This is a genomic window from Hydrogenophaga sp. (genome assembly GCF_019635465.1).
Classification (GTDB): Bacteria; Pseudomonadota; Gammaproteobacteria; order Burkholderiales; family Burkholderiaceae_C; genus Hydrogenophaga.
This window is the reverse complement of the sequence record NZ_JAHBZK010000001.1, coordinates 92,915-107,946: the sequence shown is the minus strand read 5'-3', so window position 1 is coordinate 107,946 and position 15,032 is coordinate 92,915. Positions and strand designations below refer to the sequence as shown.

The 15,032-nt window shown below is 67.8% G+C and carries 15 protein-coding genes; 11 read left to right on the top strand and 4 right to left on the bottom strand.

The features are described 5' to 3' along the window. Positions 1–69 precede the first annotated feature (69 nt). From KF871_RS00615 to hprK, 4 genes are all read left to right on the top strand, one after another. Positions 70–1,311 (top strand): MFS transporter, encoded by a 1,242-nt coding sequence (locus KF871_RS00615; protein WP_291136755.1) that lies wholly within the window; start codon positions 70–72, stop codon positions 1,309–1,311. Positions 1,312–1,457: 146 nt separating this feature from the next. Beyond that, a complete protein-coding gene (gene raiA / locus KF871_RS00610) occupies positions 1,458–1,787 on the top strand; it encodes a ribosome-associated translation inhibitor RaiA (RefSeq protein ID WP_291136752.1) in 330 nt (109 codons plus the stop codon). Between the two features lie 144 nt (positions 1,788–1,931). Continuing rightward, positions 1,932–2,402, top strand: coding sequence for a PTS sugar transporter subunit IIA (locus KF871_RS00605; RefSeq protein WP_291136748.1), 471 nt, complete (start codon positions 1,932–1,934; stop codon positions 2,400–2,402). Between the two features lie 12 nt (positions 2,403–2,414). Beyond that, positions 2,415–3,365, top strand: coding sequence for an HPr(Ser) kinase/phosphatase (gene hprK / locus KF871_RS00600; protein ID WP_291136745.1), 951 nt, complete (start codon positions 2,415–2,417; stop codon positions 3,363–3,365). A gap of 135 nt (positions 3,366–3,500) precedes the next feature. Here the strand turns inward: hprK and fur are convergent, their stop codons facing one another. After that, a complete protein-coding gene (gene fur, locus KF871_RS00595) occupies positions 3,501–3,947 on the bottom strand; it encodes a ferric iron uptake transcriptional regulator (protein WP_291136742.1) in 447 nt (148 codons plus the stop codon). A gap of 98 nt (positions 3,948–4,045) precedes the next feature. Here fur and KF871_RS00590 point away from each other — a divergent pair, with 98 nt between their 5' ends. Next, positions 4,046–4,564, top strand: a complete 519-nt coding sequence (locus tag KF871_RS00590) for an outer membrane protein assembly factor BamE (protein WP_291136739.1) — start codon at positions 4,046–4,048, stop codon at positions 4,562–4,564. Then, entirely contained in the window at positions 4,561–5,376 is an 816-nt protein-coding gene (gene dapB, locus KF871_RS00585) for a 4-hydroxy-tetrahydrodipicolinate reductase (RefSeq protein ID WP_291136737.1), read from the top strand. Before KF871_RS00590 ends, dapB begins: the two co-directional genes overlap by 4 nt. A 30-nt stretch (positions 5,377–5,406) precedes the next feature. Here dapB and KF871_RS00580 read toward each other — a convergent pair whose 3' ends face one another. Beyond that, positions 5,407–5,703 carry a calcium-binding protein gene (locus tag KF871_RS00580; protein ID WP_291136734.1) on the bottom strand — a complete coding sequence of 99 codons (297 nt, stop codon included), beginning with the start codon at positions 5,701–5,703 and terminating at the stop codon, positions 5,407–5,409. Positions 5,704–5,723: 20 nt separating this feature from the next. After that, positions 5,724–6,260 carry a hypothetical protein gene (locus tag KF871_RS00575; RefSeq protein ID WP_291136731.1) on the bottom strand — a complete coding sequence of 179 codons (537 nt, stop codon included), beginning with the start codon at positions 6,258–6,260 and terminating at the stop codon, positions 5,724–5,726. Positions 6,261–6,458: 198 nt separating this feature from the next. Here KF871_RS00575 and ompR point away from each other — a divergent pair, with 198 nt between their 5' ends. The 5 genes from ompR to holA are packed head-to-tail and all read left to right on the top strand — an operon-like array spanning position 6,459 to position 12,863. Then, positions 6,459–7,196, top strand: a complete 738-nt coding sequence (ompR, locus tag KF871_RS00570) for a two-component system response regulator OmpR (protein WP_291136729.1) — start codon at positions 6,459–6,461, stop codon at positions 7,194–7,196. Further along, positions 7,193–8,524 carry an ATP-binding protein gene (locus KF871_RS00565; RefSeq protein ID WP_291136727.1) on the top strand — a complete coding sequence of 444 codons (1,332 nt, stop codon included), beginning with the start codon at positions 7,193–7,195 and terminating at the stop codon, positions 8,522–8,524. The genes ompR and KF871_RS00565 overlap by 4 nt, the downstream gene beginning before the upstream one ends. A gap of 59 nt (positions 8,525–8,583) precedes the next feature. Beyond that, positions 8,584–11,289, top strand: coding sequence for a leucine--tRNA ligase (gene leuS, locus KF871_RS00560; RefSeq protein WP_291136725.1), 2,706 nt, complete (start codon positions 8,584–8,586; stop codon positions 11,287–11,289). Between the two features lie 2 nt (positions 11,290–11,291). Next, on the top strand, positions 11,292–11,789 hold the full coding sequence (gene lptE / locus KF871_RS00555) for an LPS assembly lipoprotein LptE (protein WP_291136723.1): 498 nt from the start codon (positions 11,292–11,294) through the stop codon (positions 11,787–11,789). A gap of 18 nt (positions 11,790–11,807) precedes the next feature. Then, positions 11,808–12,863 (top strand): DNA polymerase III subunit delta, encoded by a 1,056-nt coding sequence (gene holA, locus KF871_RS00550; protein WP_291136721.1) that lies wholly within the window; start codon positions 11,808–11,810, stop codon positions 12,861–12,863. On the opposite strand, the gene KF871_RS00545 is transcribed toward holA, so the two are convergent. Then, complete coding sequence (locus tag KF871_RS00545) at positions 12,853–14,889, bottom strand: sensor histidine kinase (RefSeq protein ID WP_291136719.1); 2,037 nt, start codon at positions 14,887–14,889, stop codon at positions 12,853–12,855. The genes holA and KF871_RS00545 overlap by 11 nt on opposite strands. Positions 14,890–15,032 lie beyond the last annotated feature (143 nt).

Here is a 15,032-nt window from a genome sequence, read left to right as displayed (position 1 = left end):
GGATAGGGCAGCGCAGGCGCGAATTCTGCATTGCGGCGACACTCGCGGGCTTGCTGTCCACCGCGCGCCATGAACACCCCTGCCGACCACTCCGCCGCCGCCTTGAGTCGCTCACGCGAGCGCTGGCTGCTGCTCACCATCGCCGGGGTGCAGTTCACCCACATCCTGGACTTCATGATCATGATGCCCCTCGGGCCGCAGTTCACGCGGCTGTTCGGCATCACGGACGCGCAGTTCGGTCTGCTGGTGTCGGCCTACACCCTCTCGGCGGGTGTGTCGGGGCTGCTGGCGGCCACTTACGTCGACCGCTTCGATCGCCGCAGCTTGTTGTTGTGGCTGTACGGCCTGTTCGCGCTCGCCACACTGGCGTGCGGTTTGGCTGGCAGCTACGCGGTGCTGATGGCGGCGCGCGTGGCGGCGGGCGTGTTTGGCGGTGTGTTGTCGGCGCTGGCACAAACCATCGTGGCCGACGTTGTCCCGTTCGAGCGACGCGGTCGCGCCATGGGCATCGTCATGTCGGCGTTCTCGGTCTCCACGGTGGCCGGTGTGCCCATGGGGCTCTGGCTGGCGGGCTGGCTGGGCTGGCACGCCACTTTCTTTGCCATTGCCGGCCTGTGTGCGCTGTTTTGTCTGGGCGCGTGGCTCACGCTGCCCGCGCTTCGCCATCACCTGCAGGAAGGTCGTCCGGCGATCTGGCGCGGCATTGGCGAGGTGCTGGTCGAGCGCAACCACTGGCGGGCGTTTGCCTTGTCGGCGGTGATGATGTTCACCGGCTTCACGGTGATCCCCTTCATCACGATCTATATGCAGACCAACGTGGGCCTGAGCGATCAGGACATCCCCTTGCTCTACCTCGTGGGCGGCGCCGTGACCTTGTTGACCGCGCGCTGGTTCGGACGGATGACAGACCGTCTGGGCAAGGTGCAGACCTTCTCGCGCCTGGCCGCTGCGGTGTCCCTGCCGCTGATGGCCACGACCCTGCTGCCGCCAGCGCCTTTGCCGTTGGTGCTCATTGTCTCTACCGCGTTCTTTGCGCTGATGTCGGGTCGGATGATCCCCGGCATGGCGATCATCACGTCAGCCGCATTGCCCAGGCTGCGCGGCACGTTCATGGTGCTCAACGCCTCGGTGCAGTCGGCCGCCATGGGGCTTGCGTCGTTGGTAGGCGGCATGATCATCGCGCGCGATGCGGCCGGTCATGTCGAGCACTACTGGATTGCCGGCTTGGTAGGAGTGATCGCCAGCTTCGTCAGCATCGGTATCGCCCGCCGCCTCAAGCTGCACAGTGCCGCTGGTGTGCAGCGGGCCTGACGCCGGTCAAGAAGTCACGAAATCTGACGTTTGCGCCTTGCGCGGCGTGGGGTTCATGGGCATAGTGCCTTCAAGCCATCCCGTGGTCGCCGGGTGGCCAGCCACCTGGTGACCTGTGTCAACCCGGAGCAAATGGAGGCTCATACATGAACCTGACGATCAGTGGTCACCACCTCGAGGTCACGCCCGCCCTGCGCGGCTACGTCACCAGCAAGCTCGAACGCATCTCCCGACATTTCGATCAGGTGGTGGACATCAAAGTGCTGCTGACGGTCGACAACCTCAAGGAGAAAGACTTGCGCCAGCGCGCGGAATGCAACATTCATGTGAAAGGCCGAGACCTGTTTGCCGAAAGTGCCCACGCCGATCTGTACGCCGCCGTCGATGACCTCGCCGACAAGCTCGATCGCCAGGTGTTGCGCTACAAGACCAAGACACAGGACCACCATCACGACACTGCGAAACGTCTGATGTGACAGAAGTCACAGGCCCTTGCCGCATGCGGCTTTGAAGCCTGCTGCGCTGCAACAAGCCGCTTGAGTTGTCAAGCGGCTTTTTTGTCTCTCTCATCTAGCCGTAGGAAAGTGCAAGCGCATAATGCGCGGTCCGAAAGGGCCGACATGAACCGTCTTTCTGCCATCCTGCCCGCCGCGCAAGTGCTCGTCAGTGTTGACGCCACGAGCAAAAAGCGCGCGTTTGAAGAAGCAGGTCTTTTGTTTGAAACCCTGCATGGGCTGAATCGGGCACTGATCACCGACAGCCTGTTTGCGCGCGAACGCCTGGGCTCCACCGGACTGGGACACGGGGTGGCCATTCCCCATGGTCGCATCAAGGGTCTGAAGCAGCCCCTGGCCGCGGTGTTTCAGCTGGCCAACCCCATCGGTTTCGATGCGCCGGATGAGCAGCCGGTCCAGTTGATGATCTTCCTGCTGGTGCCCGAAGCGGCCACACAGAAGCACCTGGAAATACTCTCCGAGATCGCCGAGCTGCTCAGCGACAGCGCCTTGCGCGAGCAGATGAAGGGCTCCAGCGAGTCAGAGGCGCTGCACGCGCTCATCTCGAACTGGCAGTCGGCGCACGCCGCTGCCTGATCCCCGCCGCCTTTGAAACCTACCGTCGTCAGCGCCGACGTCCTCTTTGAGGACCACCGGGATGCGCTGAGATGGCAGTGGATCGCCGGTCTGGGCGCGTCCGAGCGCCGCTTCGACGAGGTGGCCATTCGCGCCGCCCGCTCCGGCGCCGACCTGGTCGGCTACCTCAACTACATCCATCCCTACCGGCTGCAGGTCATCGGCGAGCGCGAGGTGGCGTACCTCACCAGCCCGAGCAGCGACGACAACAAGCGCCGCGTGTCGCGCATCGTGACGCTGGAGCCGCCCGTGCTGGTGGTGGCCGATGGCCAGACGGCGCCCGACGAACTGCTCGCCATGTGCGAGCGGGCGCAGATTCCCATGTTCTCGACGAAGGAATCGGCAGCCTTCGTCATCGACGTGCTGCGCGCCTACCTGTCGCGGCATTTCGCCGACCGCGCCACCATGCACGGTGTGTTCATGGACATCCTGGGCATGGGGGTGTTGATCACCGGCGAGTCGGGGTTGGGCAAGAGCGAACTCGGGCTTGAATTGATTTCGCGTGGCCACGGTCTGGTGGCCGACGACGCGGTCGACCTTTATCGCATCAACCAGACCAGCATCGAAGGTCGCTGCCCCGAGCTGCTGCAGAACCTGCTGGAGGTGCGCGGTATCGGCCTGCTCGACATCAAGGCCATCTTTGGCGAGACGGCGGTGCGCCGCAAGATGCGGCTGCAGCTCATCGTGCACCTGGTGCGCCGCGAGACCATGGAGCGCGACTACGAGCGCATGCCCTACGAGCCGCTCTATCAGGACGTGCTGGGTGTGCCGGTGCGCAAGGCGGTCATCCAGGTGGTGGCGGGTCGCAACATTGCCGTGCTGGTCGAGGCCGCGGTGCGCAACACCATCCTGCAGCTGCGTGGCATCGACACCTACCAGGAGTTTGTGCTGCGCCACCGCGCTGCCATGTCGCGCGGGGAATAAGACCCCCACGCTCCGCCGCTGCGCGGGTCGCTGCCCCCCGAGGGGGCTGATCCGCCTTGGGGCGGCCCGGCGGCGGATCGTTCCGGCCCCCACGCTCCGCCGCTGCGGGGTTCACCACCCGGCGGCGGATCTTGCTTATCTGCTGCCGGGCTTGTCGATGCGGTGCGGGCAGTCGTTCTTGGTGCAGTTGGCGTACAGCGACAAGGCGTGCTCCTGCAGCGCAAAGCCGCGCGCCTTGGCCACCATCTGCTGGCGACGCTCGATCTCCGGATCGAAGAACTCCTCGACGCGACCGCAGTCCAGACAGACCAGGTGGTCGTGGTGCTGGCCTTCGTTGAGTTCGTAGACCGCCTTGCCCGACTCGAAATTGCTGCGGGTAAGCAAGCCGGCCTGCTCGAACTGCATCAGCACGCGGTAGACAGTGGCCAGGCCGATGTCGCTGCGGTCCTCCAGCAGCACGCGAAACACGTCCTCGGCGGTCATGTGGCGCTGCTTCGCGTTGTGAAAGACCTCGAGGATCTTCAGGCGCGGCAGGGTGGCCTTCAGGCCGGTGCTCTTGAGCTCTTCGAGATTGGAGGACATGGTGGTGCGTTCGGGCTCACTACAATGGCCGACCGATTATCACCGGCTCAGTGCCGCTCGCATCAGGGCCAATGCCCATGCACCGTTCAGGGTGTCCCATGTTTCGTCCAGCCCATCGCCTGTTGTCCATCCTCGCCCTGCTGACGGCCCTGTCGGGGTGCGGCATGCTGACCCCTTACAAGGTGGACGTGCTCCAGGGCAACGTGGTCACCCGCGAGCAGGTCGAGGCGCTCAAACCCGGCATGGCGCGCGAGCAGGTGCGCGACATTCTCGGCTCGCCCCTGCTGACCAGCGTGTTCCATGCCGACCGCTGGGACTACGTCTTCACCCTGCAGCGCCAGGGCCAGGAGGCGCAGCGCCGCCGGGTCTCGGTGTTCTTCAAGGACGGGGTGCTCGTGCGCCATGAGGCCGACGAGTTGCCGACCGAGGCCGAGTTCGTGGCCACACTGGACAGCAAGCGCGCGCCGGGCAAGGTGCCCCCGCTGGAGGCCTCCGAAGAGCAGCTCAAGGCATTTGCCGAACGCAACAAGCCGCAGAAGCCCCCGGTGCCCAACAGCGCCGCTGTGGCGCCCGCCACCACCAACTTCCCGCCCCTGGACGGCGGCACGACCCGATGAGCGCTGCACCCCTCCACCGCGTCTGCATTGCAGGCGCCAGCGGGCGCATGGGCCGCATGCTGATCGACGCCGTGCGCGCCAGCGGCGATTGCGAACTCGGTGGTGCGCTGGACCTGGCCTCCAGCCCGGCACTGGGGCAGGACGCTGGCGCCTACGCTGGTCAGCCCACTGGGGTGGCCATCACCAGCGACATCGCGGCCGGTCTGCACGGCAACCATTGCCTGATCGACTTCACACGCCCCGAGGGCACCATGGCGCACCTGGCCGCTTGCGTGGCACAGGGCGTCAACCTGGTGATCGGTACCACCGGTTTCAGCGAGGCCCAGAAGGCCGAGATCGCCGACGCTTCGCAGCGCATCGCCATCATGATGGCGCCCAACATGAGCGTGGGCGTCAACGTCACGCTCAAGCTGCTCGAGATGGCGGCCAAGGCCCTGTCCACCGGTTACGACATCGAGATCATCGAGGCGCACCATCGCCACAAGGTGGACGCGCCCAGCGGCACGGCGCTCAAGATGGGTGAGGTGATCGCCGAGGCGCTGGGGCGCGACCTCAAGGACTGCGCGGTGTATGCGCGCGAAGGCGTCACCGGCGAGCGCGACCCGTCCAGCATCGGGTTTGCCACCATCCGCGGTGGCGACATCGTGGGCGACCACACCGTGCTGTTCGCCGGCATCGGCGAGCGCATCGAGATCAGCCACAAGTCGAGCAGCCGCGCCACCTACGCCCAGGGCAGCCTGCGCGCGGTGCGCTATCTGGCGGGGCGCACCAGCGGGCTGTACGACATGTTCGACGTGCTTGGCCTGCGCTGAGCCGGTACGCTGCTCGTAGCTTTCGTCGGGCTAGGGCCTGGACTTGCCGCGCTCGGCGGCCATGGCCTGCACGTAGGCCGCAATCTGCGCCTTGCTCACCGAGCCTTCACCCGCGCTGTCGATTTTGGCGAACTGGCGGTGCACGAACGGCATGCCCTGTTTCGCTTCGTCGGCGCTCAAGCGGCCATCGCCATTCTTGTCGGCGGCGGCAAATCGCTGGTCCAGCTCGGCACGCATGCGCTCGGCGCGGCTGGTGTCCTGGGCCTGGGCGCCGAAGGCGAACAGGCTGGCACTCAGGGCCACAAAACAGATATGTGATCGGTTCATGGTCATGGTCTCGCGTTGCATCAACGGCTCGGGCAGGCCATCACGGCGCCGCTGGCGTCGTAGCAGGTGGTGGTGCGGGTGCGGCCGTTGACGCTGTCGTAGCTGCTGGCGCTTTGCACCGAATTGCCGGTGTTGGCGTTGGTGGCGGCGGTGCTGCGCGACTGCGTCACGTTGCCGTCGGCGTCCCGGGTGGCACTGCCCTGGCTTTGCAGCGTGCTGCCCTCGGGCCCGACAGCGCGCACGCCGCTTTGGTGGCTGGCCGAGCCATCGGCGTTGACGGTGGTGCCACCCAGGCGCGCCGCGCGGCCGCCATTGGGGCCGGCGATGGCGCTGCCGCCGACGGTGCCGGCATTGCCCTGGCCGTCCGATTGCCAGGTGCGTGCGCGAGCGGCGGTGCCCAGCTCGCCGCTGCGTTTCTTGATGACGGTGGTGCCCGCACCGCCGTCGGCGTTGTTGCGCATCAGGCGCAGCTTGCCGTCGGCGTGGGCGGCGCTGGCACCGAACAGGCCAAGGCCGATCAGCAGGGTGGCGGTCTTCAGATTCAAGGTGGGTGACATGGCAGGCTCCAGGTGGGTGGATGAAGGCATCGCCGCAGCGATGGCACCACTGTCGCGCCGCGATGTCAGCCAGGCGTGACGGCCAGGGGCCGGGTTGTGACCAGGCATGTGCCGAATGGGGGGCTTGTCATGGTTTGTCATGGATTCGGTCAGGATGACCGAGGGCGTCCGGTGGCCCGCCCCCGCTACGATGCCGCCATGCCAGCCGTCGGCACCGCCTCCCCCGTCCGTGTGCTCGTCGTCGATGACGAGGCCGAGCTGCGCGCCTTGCTGCAACGCTACCTGCAGGACCAGGGCCTGCAGGTGCGCGCGCTGCCCGACACCAGCGCGCTGGAGAAGCTGCTGGCCCGCGAGCGCTTCGACGTGCTGGTGCTGGATGTGATGATGCCGGGCGAGGACGGTCTCGCCGCCTGTCGCCGTCTGCGCGCCCAGGGCGAGACCATTCCCATCGTCATGCTCACAGCGCGTGGCGACCCGGTGGACCGCATCATCGGTCTGGAGATGGGCGCCGACGACTACCTGCCCAAACCCTTCAATCCGCGCGAGCTGCTGGCGCGCATCCAGGCCCAGGTGCGGCGCCAGCAATTGCTGGGCGCCCACGTGGGCGGGGTGCCCGAGGACGCCGAGGTGCGCTTTGGTCCCTTCGTGCTGCACCTGGGGGCGCAGCGCCTGACCCGCGGCGACGAGGAGCTTGCCCTGTCCAGCAGCGAATTCGCCCTGCTGCGCGCCCTGTGTGCCCACCCCAACCGCCCGCTGGGGCGCGACCGCCTGATCGAGCTGGCCCACGGGCGCGACCACGACGTGACCGACCGCAGCGTCGACGTGCAGGTCATGCGGCTGCGCAAGCTGATCGAGCCCGAACCGGGCAAGCCCCGCTACCTGCGCACGGTGTGGGGGGTGGGCTATGTGTTCGTGCCCGGCGGAGAGGCGCCGTGAAGGCCTGGCCGGCCAGCCTGTTCGGACGCAACCTGCTGCTCATCGTGGCCCTGGTGGTGCTGGGGCAGGTGGTGGGGGCCTTGCTGGTGACGCAGCTGCTGCTCAAGCCCCGCCTGGAGCGCACGGCCGACATCGCGGCCGGGCAGGTAAGCGCCTTGCGCGACGGCCTGCGGGCGCTGCCCCCGGCCGAGCGCGATGCCTTCGTGGCCGCGTTCAACCGGCGCATTGCGCAGGAGCGCACGCAGGACCCGACGCGCTGGCCGCGTGTGCTGGCGCCGGTGCAGCGCCGCTTCATCCGCGAGGTGTCTACCCGGCTGGCGCAGGACGGCACCTCGCTGGTCTGGCGCAGTGAAGACGGCTCGCCGCTGGCCTTGCGCTTGATCGTCGACGGCCACGAGCACTGGGTGTCGGTGCCCAACCTGTTCACCGCGCGCGAGTTTTCGGGCGCCTGGATCGCGGCCTCGCTGGCTGCCGGGCTGATCGCGGCGCTCGGCGCCTGGTTCATTCAGCGCCGCATCAACCGGCCCCTGGTGGCGTTGGTGGCCGCCGCGCGCGCCCTGGGGCGTGGCGAGCCCGCGCCGCGCCTGCCCGAAGACGGGCCCAGCGAGATCGCCACGGTCAGCGCCAGCTTCAACCAGATGAGCGATGACCTGGCCCGCCAGGACCAGCAGCGCGCCGTCATGCTGGCCGGTATCTCTCACGACCTGCGCACGCCGCTGACCAAGCTGCGGCTGTCGGTGGACATCGCCGGCGACCGCCTGGAGCCGGCCCTGGCCGAGGGCATGGTGCGTCACATCGAAACCATGGACGCGCTGGTCGGGCAGTTCCTCGACTTCGCGCGGGCCGGCGATGCGCAGGCGCTGGACCCGCTGGTGCCCGACAGCGATGCCAACGCCCTGGCCCGCGCGGCGGCCGAGGCCAGCGCCGCGCAGGGCCTGCCGGTGGACTTCGAGGCCGGCGAGCTGCCGCGCCTGCCCCTGCGCCCGCTGGCGCTGCGCCGCGCGCTGGACAACCTGATCGCCAACGCCCACCGGCATGGGGCGGCGCCCGTGGTGCTGCGCACCAGCGCCGATGCGCAGGCGCTGCGCCTCAGCGTTGAAGACCACGGCACGGGCATTGCGCCCGCCGAGCGTGAGCGGCTGCGCCAGCCTTTTCAGCGCGCCGGGGCCTCGCGCACCGGCGCGCCCGGCACCGGGCTGGGGCTGGCCATTGCCGAGCGCATGGCGCGCGCCCACGGCGGGCAACTGCTGCTCGACAACGCCGCGCACGGTGGTCTGGTCGCCACGCTGGTGCTGCCCCGCTCGGCAGCGCCCAACGCCACCACCTAAAATCCCGGCTCCCGCCGCGGCGCCGCCGTTGGCCCCGCCAGCCCTTCGGGCACCGCCCCATGCAAGACAAGTACGCCCCCCAAGACGTCGAGCGCAGCACGCAATCCCTGTGGACCGCCGCCGACGCCTACCGAGTCACCGAAGACCGGAGCAAGCCCAAGTTCTACGCCTGCTCCATGCTGCCCTACCCCAGCGGCAAGCTGCACATGGGGCACGTGCGCAACTACACCATCAACGACATGCTCACGCGCCAGCTGCGCATGAAGGGCCACAACGTCCTCATGCCCATGGGCTGGGACGCCTTCGGCCTGCCGGCCGAGAACGCGGCGATCAAGAACAAGGTGCCGCCCGCCAAGTGGACCTACGACAACATCGCCTACATGAAGCGGCAGATGCAGGCCATGGGCCTGGCCATCGACTGGAGCCGCGAAGTCGCCACCTGCTCGCCCGACTATTACAAGTGGAACCAGTGGCTGTTCCTCAAGATGCTTGAGAAGGGCATTGCCTACCGCAAGACCCAGGTCGTCAACTGGGACCCGGTGGACCAGACCGTGCTGGCCAACGAGCAGGTCATCGACGGCCGCGGCTGGCGCACCGGCGCGCTGGTCGAAAAGCGCGAGATCCCGGGCTACTACCTCAACATCACCGCCTATGCGGGCGAGCTGCTCGACCACGTGCAGATCGGCAACCCCAAGGCCACGCTCAGCGGCTGGCCCGACAAGGTGCGCCTGATGCAGGAGAACTGGATCGGCAAGAGCGAGGGCCTGCGCTTCGCCTTCCCGCACCAGATCAAAGGGGCCGATGGCGCATTGATCGGCGACGGCCAGCTCTACGTGTTCACCACGCGCGCCGACACCATCATGGGTGTGACCTTCTGCGCCGTGGCGCCCGAGCACCCACTGGCCACGCATGCTGCGGCCGGCGACGCCAAGCTCGCCGCCTTCATTGAAGAGTGCAAGACGGGCGGCACCACCGAGGCCGAGCTTGCCACGCAGGAGAAGAAGGGTCTTCCCACCGGCCTTACCGTCACGCACCCCATCACCGGTGCAGCGGTGCCGGTGTGGGTCGGCAATTACGTGCTCATGGGCTACGGCGACGGCGCCGTCATGGGCGTGCCCGCGCACGACGAACGCGACTTTGCGTTCGCGAAGAAGTACGGCCTCGAGATCAAACAGGTGGTTGCCATTGAAGGCGAGACCTTCAGCACCGACGCCTGGGCCGAGTGTTACGGCGACAAGCAGCGCGGCGTGTGCGTCAACAGCGGTTTCATCGACGGCCTGGGGTACGCGGACGCGGTCAACCAGGTCGCTGAAGCGCTGGCCGCCAAGGGCCTGGGCGAGAAGAAGACCACCTGGCGTTTGCGCGACTGGGGCATCAGCCGCCAGCGCTACTGGGGCACACCGATTCCCATCATCCATTGCCCCGAGCACGGCGCGGTGCCGGTGCCCGAGAAAGACCTGCCGGTGGTGCTGCCCGAGGACTGCGTGCCGGACGGCAGCGGCAACCCACTCAACCACCACGAAGGCTTTCACGCCGGCGTGGTGTGTCCGGTGTGCGGCGCCAAAGCGCGGCGCGAGACGGACACCATGGACACTTTCGTGGATTCGTCCTGGTACTTCATGCGCTACTGCGACCCCACCAACGCCGACGCGATGGTGGCCGATGGCACCGCCTACTGGATGCGCGACCAGAAGCTCGCCACCGGTGGCAGCGGCATGGACCAGTACATCGGGGGCATCGAGCACGCCATCCTGCACCTGCTGTACGCGCGCTTCTGGACCAAGGTCATGCGCGACCTCGGCCTGGTCACCATCGACGAGCCCTTTACCCACCTGCTCACGCAGGGCATGGTGCTCAACCACATCTACAGCCGGCGCAATGAGAAGGGTGGCAAGGAATACTTCTGGCCGCACGACGTGGAGAACACCTTCGACGAAGGCGGCAAGATCACCGGCGCAAAGTTGAAGCACGCGGTGGGCGATCTGCCCGCGGGCACGGCTATCGACTACGAGGGCGTGGGCACCATGTCCAAGTCCAAGAACAACGGTGTCGACCCGCAGGAGCTGATCGAGAAGTACGGCGCCGACACCGCGCGCCTGTACACCATGTTCACCGCGCCACCCGAGGCCACGCTGGAGTGGAACGACGCCGCGGTGGAAGGCAGCTACCGCTTCCTGCGCCGCGTGTGGGCCTATGGACACAAGTTGTCGCAGGCGGGTGTGTCGGGTCTGCAGGGCCTTGATGTGGCCTCAGTCAGCCTGTCCAAGGTGGCCAAGGCGCTGCGCCTGGAGATCCACACCGTGCTCAAGCAGGTCGAGTACGACTACCAGCGCATGCAATACAACACGGTGGTCTCGGGCGCCATGAAGATGCTCAACGCGCTCGAGAGCTTTGCGCCCGAGGGCGAGGCCGACCAGGCAGCGGCCGCCGAGGGTTTCGGCATCCTGCTGCGCTGCCTGTACCCGGCCACGCCGCACATCACCGACGCCTTGTGGCGCGAGCTGGGCTACGACGCGCAAAAGGCCGGCCTGCTGGACGCCCCCTGGCCGCAAGTCGACGAAGGCGCACTGCAGCGCGACGAGATTGAGCTGGTGCTGCAGATCAACGGCAAGCTGCGCGGCAGCGTCACCGTGCCGGCCAGTGCCGACAAGGCCGCCATCGAGGCTGCGGCCCTGGCCAGCGAGGCCTTCATCAAACAGGCCGCTGGCGCCGCACCCAAGAAGGTGGTGGTGGTGCCCGGTCGCCTGGTCAACGTGGTGGTCTGAGCATGCGCCGGCGCCACACGCTCACCTTAATCGGCGCTGCGGCGCTGTCCGGCTGCGGGTTCCAGTTGCGACAGGCGCCGAAGTTCGCGTTCGACGCCGTGCGTTTGCTCGGCAGCGACAACTCGACCGTGTCGGTGGCCCTGCGGCGCGAGCTGCGACAGTACGGCGTGCGGGTGCTGACCTCGGCCGACGCGGCAGCCGCCACGGCGCCGGTCGTGATGCGTGTGCTGCTCGATCAGCGCGAACGTGTGGTGGTGGGGCAGACGGCCGCAGGCCAGGTGCGCGAACTGCAGCTGCGTGCGCGCTTCCAGTTCAACCTCATGAGCCGCGACGACCGCGTCCTCATCGACGACACCGAACTGCTGCTCGAGCGCGACCTCAGCTTCAACGAAACGCAGGTGCTGGCCAAGGACGCCGAAGAGCAATTGCTCTACCGCGACATGACGAACGACATCGTGCAGCAGGTGGTGCGTCGCCTGGCCGCGGTCGACAAGGTCTGAGGCCCCAGGTTTCGTCCCATGCAGGTCGCGGCCAATCAGCTCGATGCCCAGCTTCGCAAAGGCCTGCGCAGCCTGTACACGCTGCACGGCGACGAACCGCTGTTGATCCAGGAAGCTGGCGACGCCATCCGTGCCGCGGCGCGAGAGCAGGGCTACACCGAGCGCACCGTGCACACCATGGCCGGTGCCCACGCCGACTGGTCTTCCGTGATCGCCAGTGGCGCCTCGCTGAGCCTGTTTGCCGACCGCCAGCTGGTCGAGGTGCGTGTGCCCTCGGGCAAGCCAGGCAAGGACGGCTCGGCCGCGCTGCAGCAACTGGCTGAAGCCGCCGACGGCAACGACAGCACGCTCACCCTGGTGGTGTTGCCGCGCCTGGACATGGCCACGCAAAAGAGCGCCTGGTTCGCGGCGCTCGACGGGCACGGTGTCACGGTCAAGGTCGATCCGGTCGATCGGCGCGCGCTGCCGCAGTGGATCGCCCAGCGACTTCAGGCGCAAGGCCAGCGCGTGGTTGCCGGCGAGGAAGGGCAGCGCACGCTGGCGTTCTTTGCCGACCGGGTGGAGGGCAACCTGCTGGCCGCCCATCAGGAGATCCAGAAACTCGCGCTGCTCTACCCGGCCGGCGAGCTGGGCTTTGACCAAGTGGAGTCGGCCGTGCTCAACGTGGCGCGCTTTGACGCCTTCAAACTGGCCGAGGCCGTGCTGGGCGGGCAGATCGCGCGGGTGCAGCGCATGCTCGACGGCCTGCAGGCCGAAGGCGAAGCGCCGGTGCTGGTGCACTGGGCGCTGGCCGAAGACATCCGCACCCTCAACCGGGTGCGCACCGCCATGGACGCTGGCCGCCCCTTGCCCATGGCGCTGCGCGAGAACCGCGTCTGGGGCATGAAGGAGAAGCTGGTGGAGCGCGCCCTGCCCATGCTGGGCACCGCGCAGCTCGCACGCTGGCTCGACGATGCGCACACGGTGGACGGCATCGTCAAGGGCCTGAAGTCGCCCGACTGGCCCGCCGACCCCTGGCAGGCGCTGCACCAGCTGGCCATGAAGGTGGCACGCGCCTGCGCGGTCAGGCCCTAGTTCGCATGTCCTGGGACGCCTCGGCCCTGGCGCCGAAGGCATCGCTCACCCAGGGCACCAGCAGGCTGAAACACGAACCGCGGTTCGGCACCGAGCGCACGCTCAGGTGGATGCCGAGTTGCCTGGCGCCGCGCTGCACGATGGACAGGCCTAGCCCCATGCCCTGGTCGTTGTCGCGCGCGGCGCTGCCACGCCGGTATGCCTCGAACAGGTGCACCAGCTCGTCGGGGGTGATGCCGGCGCCGGTGTCCCAGACCTGCAGCAACAAACCGGTCTCGCGTCGGCGCGCGGTCAGCATCACGCCGCCACGCCGGGTGTAGCGCAAGGCGTTGTCGATCAGGTTGCCCAGCATGCGTTCGAGCACCTGGGGATCGGAATGCACCTGCCCCACGAACGGGGTGGCACGCCAGGCCAGGCCGCGCTCACGGGCCATCGGCGCGTAGATGGTGTCCAGCCTTTCGATGATGTCCTGCATGGCCACGTCGTTCATCTGGCTCTGCGATTGCAGATGGTCCAGCCGCGCGGCCATGGACAGCGAGCGCAGCAGCGCGTCGACCGACTGCAGTGCCGCCTGCATTTGCGTCATGGGCCCACGCATGGCCGGCGCAAGCGCGTGACGCTGCAGGCTTTGCGTCGCCATGCCGATGGCGTAGAAGGGCTGGCGCAGGTCGTGGATCACCGCGCCGAGCAACCGGTTCTTGTCTTTGAGCGCGAGCTGCGCCAGTCGCCGCTGCTCGCCTTCGACCAGCCGCGCCACCTCTGCCTGCGCCCGGCGTTCACGCTCCTGCCGCATGCGATCGGCCATCGCCAGCGACAGCAACACCAGTTCGATGGCGGAGCCCGGCATGAGGGCATGTGCGATCAGCGGGTGATAGGGCAGCAGCCCCAGGCGCGACAGCGCAAACAGTGCCCCGGCGATCAGCAGCGCCACCCAGGCGAGCACGAAATGCCGTGCGCCTGGACGACCGCGCCGCAGTGCGATGGCAGCGGCCGTGCTCAACAAGGCCACGGTGAGCAGACCGGTAGGGGCGAGCAGATAGCCCGCGCTGACCAGGTCCACCCACGGCAAGGCGGCCATCAGGGCCAGCCAGACAGCGGCGGTCGCGCTCAGCCAGGCGTCGATTCGCGGCATGCCCTTGCGCGTGCGCAGAAAGGCGCGCGCGAAGGCAATGGCCAGCCACACGGTGACGACGATCGCGACGTTGTGGATGAACGTGTCGTGACCGACCAGTCCTGGCCACAGAAACCGCACGCCCAGGCCTGTGTCGGCCAGCTGCGCCACCATCAGGCTCAAGGTGAAGCCGCCGTAGTACCCGTACATGCGCTCGCCCAGGCCGAGCATAAACATCAGGTTGTACAGACCGAGGCCCAGCGCGAGGCCCGCATAGAGGCACTGCCACAACATCTGGCGGTCTTGCAGATCGCGCACAGCGTCCGGACGCTGCAAGGCGATCGGTACGTGAAACACACCTTCGGACTCGACACGCACGTAGAGCGTGTACCCGCGATCGGCCCGCAACCACAGCGGCGCCGCGTGAAGGCCATGCCCATGCCTTGCATCGGAGGCGCGAGGTGCTCGGGTGCCGCCTTCCCACCGTGTGCTGCGACCTTCGTCGTCGACGAGCAGCACCGTAAGGTGTTCCAGGTGAGGGTTGTCCACCGTCAACCACCATTCGCCCGAGGACCGCAGGTCGGTGCGCCATTGCGCACGAAACCACAAGACGCCCCGGCGGGTGCCGAAGTTGGTGCCGGCCACCCGATCCGCGATGGGCGCAAACCCGGGCGACGGCTCGGGCTGCCCTGGCCACCAACCGACGCCGCCCTCGTCGAGGTAGCTCAGTATCAGGGGCAAGGTGTCGGCGGTCGGCGGCCGTGCCGCTGCCGACCCGCTGACCCAGACCACAGCCGCCACCAAGGCCGCGACGAACCACAGGGCCCAGAGCGCGTGCCGCGGGGCGCGCGCACCCAGGGTGTTGACCACCCTCGACCACTTGAGCGCGCGCAACGACTGGAACCTGACCTTCAAGACAACCCCGACTTCGTGTGCCGGCAGCGTCTTGCGCGACACGCGCCACTGGCGCGAAGCGCAGCCTAGCGGCGACGAATGGATTGATCTCGCGGGGGTATCACGATTGCCTGACGGGCGTCGCGTGGTTGCCCGCTTGCCAG

Bases quoted from the DNA above. Each gene is read 5' to 3' on its own strand.
- KF871_RS00580 (WP_291136734.1), bottom strand. From the start codon at position 5,703: ATGAACCGATCACATATCTGTTTTGTGGCCCTGAGTGCCAGCCTGTTC.
- raiA (WP_291136752.1), top strand. From the start codon at position 1,458: ATGAACCTGACGATCAGTGGTCACCACCTCGAGGTCACGCCCGCCCTG.
- leuS (WP_291136725.1), top strand. From the start codon at position 8,584: ATGCAAGACAAGTACGCCCCCCAAGACGTCGAGCGCAGCACGCAATCC.
- ompR (WP_291136729.1), top strand. From the start codon at position 6,459: ATGCCAGCCGTCGGCACCGCCTCCCCCGTCCGTGTGCTCGTCGTCGAT.
- KF871_RS00575 (WP_291136731.1), bottom strand. From the start codon at position 6,260: ATGTCACCCACCTTGAATCTGAAGACCGCCACCCTGCTGATCGGCCTT.
- KF871_RS00605 (WP_291136748.1), top strand. From the start codon at position 1,932: ATGAACCGTCTTTCTGCCATCCTGCCCGCCGCGCAAGTGCTCGTCAGT.
- KF871_RS00590 (WP_291136739.1), top strand. From the start codon at position 4,046: ATGTTTCGTCCAGCCCATCGCCTGTTGTCCATCCTCGCCCTGCTGACG.
- KF871_RS00615 (WP_291136755.1), top strand. From the start codon at position 70: ATGAACACCCCTGCCGACCACTCCGCCGCCGCCTTGAGTCGCTCACGC.
- fur (WP_291136742.1), bottom strand. From the start codon at position 3,947: ATGTCCTCCAATCTCGAAGAGCTCAAGAGCACCGGCCTGAAGGCCACC.
- holA (WP_291136721.1), top strand. From the start codon at position 11,808: ATGCAGGTCGCGGCCAATCAGCTCGATGCCCAGCTTCGCAAAGGCCTG.
- dapB (WP_291136737.1), top strand. From the start codon at position 4,561: ATGAGCGCTGCACCCCTCCACCGCGTCTGCATTGCAGGCGCCAGCGGG.
- lptE (WP_291136723.1), top strand. From the start codon at position 11,292: ATGCGCCGGCGCCACACGCTCACCTTAATCGGCGCTGCGGCGCTGTCC.